Here is a 4,728-nt window from a genome sequence, read left to right as displayed (position 1 = left end):
GCGGCGCTGGCGGTTGAAACGGGTTGGCAGGGGCGCGGGTTGGGTCAACAAGCTCCAGGCCATCATCAGCGCTGGGATGCCAACGATGATTCCGCACCCAATCACGACCAAGAGATCCCACTCGTCTCCATCGGCGGGGATGCCCAGCCAAAGAGAAAGCAAGATCATGGGCCACATGACCATCACAGCAGAGCCCGGGCTGTAGTCGCCAATATCTATAAACACCTCGTTCTTGCGCCAGATGGTGTTCAGTACATCCTTGGGCGGGTGGCCGGTGGGGATGGCGGGCGGGGCCAGGTAGTCGTCGCGGGAGAACAGGCGCTTGGTCTGCTGGCCGGCGGTGGGGCGGGTCATAAGCGCCCCCTGGGTTGCAGGTAATCATCCCCGGTCAGGGCGTGGCTACGGGCATTGGCCAGCCCTGGGCCGCTTTCACCCGGGCGCAGGTCAATCACGTCGCCATCGGCCTGCGCCACGAATGCCACGCCGTTCGCCCCGCCGAGGTACTCCGCCTCCTGGCCTGCACTCGAGGCCAGGGCCAGGGCGGCCAGCGGCAGCCGATAGCGCAGGCGCAACGCCAGTTGCAACTGGCTGGGCCGCAGCGGCCCTGCCAGCCGAAGGCCCTGCCCTTCCTTGCTCGGTATCCAACTGCAGCGGCTGTGCGCCAGCCATTGCGCCCCCAGGTCACGGCTGGGCTCGCGGTTGCTCCCCCCCACCCGGTACTGGAACGGCAAGGCCTCACCCGACAGGGTCAGGTCCAGGGTGGTGTGCTGGGGCAAGGCACCGGGCAGGTCGATTTGCAGGTGGTAGAAGGCGTCCTCGACGATCACATCCCCGGCGCTGCCGTACACCTGATGGCTACGGCTCTGAAGGCTGAGGCGGGGTTGGTAGAGCAGCTTCAACAAGGCGTCCACCTCCGCCTGCTGCTGGGCGGGAGGAATCGAGGCATTGCCTGGGGCACGCCCTTTGGACCAGCAACAGCTCGCCAGAAAGGCCTGCATCGGGGTGCGCTGCAAGGACCAGGCGATGAAGTGAATGCTGCCCGGGACCATGAGCAGCAGGTTGATCGGCCCCATGCCCAGGCGAAAGCGCAGCACGGCTTGAGCGGTGGTGATGCGCTTGGTGATGCGCATCCAGGTCAGGCTCAGGCCCAAGATGGCCTGGGCCCCATACACCGCGACCTGCCCAGCCACAGCCAAGCGGCGGATATCCAGCCAGGGGTCAACGCCGATCTGCGCAGATTCCATTTGTCGCTGAAGTGCGCTGAACTCTTTCGAAGCAGCTACGAATGAAATCAGGCCAATCAGGCCACCAAACAACGTCAGTGTTGGCGCCACGTTAGAACCACGCCCCAACTCTTCAACCCCGGCTCCCCGAATCAACCAACTCTGAATCACCGCCACCAACGCGGCACTGGTATAGAGATTCGCGGAAAGCGCCTCGCTCTTTCGTCGCTCATCCGGGCTCTCAATACCCTCCGTCGACGGCAGGTTGACCATGTTGAGGATGAGGATGGCCAGCGGCAGGACCCCACCGCTGTTCTGCACGGCCGTGCTGTTGACGATGCGGGCCGGTAGACCCCGGGCAATACCGGAGGCAGTGCGCTCCATCCACTTGTCCAGGGCTTGTGCCTTGTCTCCCAGCAGGCGCCAGTGGGCAACGCCGTTCTTGAAGGTCTTGACCAGGCGTGCGTCATCTTTCAAGCGGGCAACCACGAATACGCCGATCTGGTGCGCGGTCATCTTGATGCCCACCTCGGTGTTAAGCAGTGCGGCGCTGGCCAGGTTGACGCTTGCCAGCCACCCGCCGTGGGCCGCGTTGATCGCCCTGTACAGCGCCTGCATCGCCTTGGCGCCGATGACCTTGGCGAGCGCCGCCCGGCTGGCTTCGAGGTTGTCGAGGCTCAGGGCCGTCAACACCTCTCCCGCTCGGGTGGCGCTGTTCAAGGCCACTTCCAGCGGGGGATTCCAGGCCATGAACAGCAGGTGGAAGACTCCATCATCACGCGCACGCAGGTGGTCGCTCAGTTGTTCGGCCCCCTGGCGGCGGTAGCACTGCGCGCTGAGGCAGGCTTGTGCCAGCTCGTCCAGCCATGCCTGGTCCTCGGCGTTGAAATGATCGACGAACCAGGTGCCCCGACCATGCCGGGGCAGAAACACCTGGCGGTCGGCATACAGCACCTTGTGCCGTGCTTCCACCTCCTTGTAGTGCGCGGGGGCCTCATGCTCCAGCCAGCCATTCATGCGCTTGAGGTCGATGTACTCGGCCACCTTGGCACCCGCCGAATCGCCCTTGAGCTGGGCCACCTTGTCCTTGCAATAGTCGCGCACCACATCCAGCACCTCCCGCTGCAGGTTGGCCGGGATGAAGGCCCGGACGGGCTGCAACTCCAGCTCCCTGCGGCGGGCGATGTCGGCAATACGTGCGTCGGCGGCGGCATGGCCGATGCGGTGCCGCTCGCGCACGTTGACCTGGGTTTCTTCGTCGATCAGCCCCTGGAGCGCACGCTGGGTCTTCAGCAGTTGATCACCCTGGGCTTGGGTGATCTTGAGCTGGTGCTCGCGGTACTGATAGACGAGGAGGTTGGCGAGTTCTCCTCCTTCCTCACTGATCAGGCTGCGGATGAAGCCCGCCATGTTCAGACGCAGGTTGTTGTCCGCCGTCCAGCGCTCATGGCGGGCCTCGAGCTGCTCCTGCTCATGGTTGAGGTCACGCAGGACGCCCAGGTCATCGTCCAGCGCGACCACTACGGGGTAGAGCGGGCCGGCTTCCAAGCGGGCCTTGTCCAGCCACATGCTGGCGCGGCGGGCATCCCAGGCTTCTGCGCTCCAGCTACCTGGCGGCTGTTCGATGCCTGGGTGGCGCTGCAACGCCTGCTCGCCCAACCGCAGCCATTCCATCACCCAGACATAGGCGCTGACCTTCTCCGGGGTGGGGTCGTTTTTGACCTGTTCGCCCAGGACTCGCGCGTCCTCCTGGTGTTGCTTGCCGTTCGTCTTGTGCTCATGGGCCCTGTTTTTGTCCAACACCTCGGGCATCAGCTCGGCGATGAGCGATTCAGCCTTTTCCAGCGGCACGCAATGGGCGGCCTGGAGATTACAGGCAATGTCCTGCATGGGGACACGGCGCATGTGCGCGCGACGCCCTCCCGGCTTGGCCAGCTTCGCCCTCGCCTGCTCTCCCAGGGGGCGTTCGGTATGCAGAAGCCAGGCATCCTCCCCTTTATCCAGCGCCACCCCAGCCAGGCTGCCCGTCGGCGGCAGCTCGCGGCCGGCATCCAGCGGCTGTGGTTGAAGCAGGCCGTTCTTGGCCACGGCATAGCGCTTGAGTGGCCCCTGCCCCGCCCACAAGTAGAGAAAGCCGGCGCGCAGCACGCGCAGTGCCATGGGGTGGCTGTTCGTCTTTACGCCAGGCTGCAGGCCTGGGTGCTTCGCCGGCTGCTCCGCCAGGGCGTAGCGGGCGGGGACGATGTAGAGCTGGGCCTGGCGAGCCGGGCACGGGCTGACGGGGTCGCGTGCGTCGCCTGCGGGTGGCGGAACGCTCTGGTTGGGGTTGGCAGTCATGGGGACGTCCTTTTCAGAAGGCTCAGTGCATAGGCGAGGTCGGCGGCGTCCTTCAGGCGTTGTGAAGGCGTGCGCGAGTCGCGCGCATCCAGTTGGCTGGCGACGTGCGGGTGATGCTCCAGGGCGTTGGGGCCGAGCAGCCCGAACAGGTTGGCGTAGCGGTAAAGGTCATCCTCGCCGCAGAAGCCTCGGGCATAGGCCTGATCGGCAAGCGCACGCAATTCGGCACGCCGGGCGGGGCGATCCCAGCGCTCTCCCCACGCAGGGAAGTGGGTGTGCATGTGGCCATCCAGGCCTTCAAGCACCTGATGCTGACGCACCCGGCTCAAGCGTTCGAGGTCACTTTCGCGAAGGCGGTAGGGCTGCTGTGCGTTGATGGGATGTGGCGCGACGGGGCGCTGAAGCCTCGTCCATTGCTCGGTATCCAGGTCATAGCCGAGAACCTCCTGAAAGGGCCCGAACAAACGCCCTGCATCGGCGCTATCCGGGTTGCCGAACAGGGCATGGACGATGGTTGCATCCGCCAGGCGCAGCAGAAGCGCTTCACCTTGCGGGTGCACGACCTGCAGCAGGCCACGCAGATGCTTCACCTGCTCCATCCAGGGTGCATCGCTGAAGAGCAGGCACCCCCAATCGGGTAGCCCATTGGCCCTGTAGTGCTCGAGCACGGGGTCATCCGGCCCTGACACGCGCACCAGGCAGGGCGAGATATCCGCCAGTTCGGCCCACTGGGTCTGGGCATAGAGCGACTGAACCATGCTCGCGCCACCCCATTCCCAGACACGCTGCAGTGGGTTCGGCACGCTGACGCCGTCCAGCAGCAGGCTGGCTCCCAGCGCCCAGGGAAGGTCAGGGGCAAGTTCCGGCAAGGCCATCAGGCATCCCTCCTGGCTTGCGCGCACACCGCGCACAACGGTTGCTTGCGCAGCAACGCCTGCCGCTGGGCGGCGATCAGCACATCGCCGGCCTTGTCCTTGTCGGCCGGCTTCACTGCGCCCGGGAGGATGGGCCGGGCACCTGCACCCTTCCCGGCCGCGCCGCCCGAGTTCAGGTTGATGCTGGCGCCGCTGAAGGTGACACCGCCGGGGTCGAGCTTGAGGAAACTGCCGCCGCCGCTGGCAGTGAGTTCCATGCCGGCGTCGATCACGACCTTGCTTCCGGCGTAGTA

The 4,728-nt window shown here is 65.6% G+C and carries 2 protein-coding genes and 2 pseudogenes; all 4 read right to left on the bottom strand.

All coding sequences use genetic code 11. The features are described from left to right. Nucleotides 1-354: pseudogene (locus tag A7D27_RS26610) on the bottom strand (hypothetical protein); the annotation flags it as partial. Then, nucleotides 351-3,560: a toxin VasX gene (locus A7D27_RS26605; protein ID WP_069566648.1), complete on the bottom strand. Its 3,210-nt coding sequence runs from the start codon at nucleotides 3,558-3,560 to the stop codon at nucleotides 351-353. The gene A7D27_RS26605 and the pseudogene A7D27_RS26610, both read right to left, overlap by 4 nt. Beyond that, the gene (locus A7D27_RS26600) at nucleotides 3,557-4,435 is read right to left on the bottom strand and encodes a DUF4123 domain-containing protein (RefSeq protein ID WP_069566647.1); all 879 of its coding nucleotides are present in this window, start codon (nucleotides 4,433-4,435) and stop codon (nucleotides 3,557-3,559) included. Before A7D27_RS26600 ends, A7D27_RS26605 begins: the two co-directional genes overlap by 4 nt. Further along, nucleotides 4,435-4,728: pseudogene (locus tag A7D27_RS26595) on the bottom strand (type VI secretion system tip protein VgrG); the annotation flags it as partial. The gene A7D27_RS26600 and the pseudogene A7D27_RS26595, both read right to left, overlap by 1 nt.

Source organism: Pseudomonas sp. 1D4 (genome assembly GCF_001728925.1).
Taxonomy (GTDB): Bacteria; Pseudomonadota; Gammaproteobacteria; order Pseudomonadales; family Pseudomonadaceae; genus Metapseudomonas; species Metapseudomonas otitidis.
Note: the sequence above shows the minus strand (reverse complement) of the source record. Positions and strands in the feature narration are given on the sequence as shown.

Coding starts and splice junctions, on each gene's coding strand:
- A7D27_RS26605 (WP_069566648.1), bottom strand. CDS start 3,560: ATGACTGCCAACCCCAACCAGAGCGTTCCGCCACCCGCAGGCGACGCA.
- A7D27_RS26600 (WP_069566647.1), bottom strand. CDS start 4,435: ATGGCCTTGCCGGAACTTGCCCCTGACCTTCCCTGGGCGCTGGGAGCC.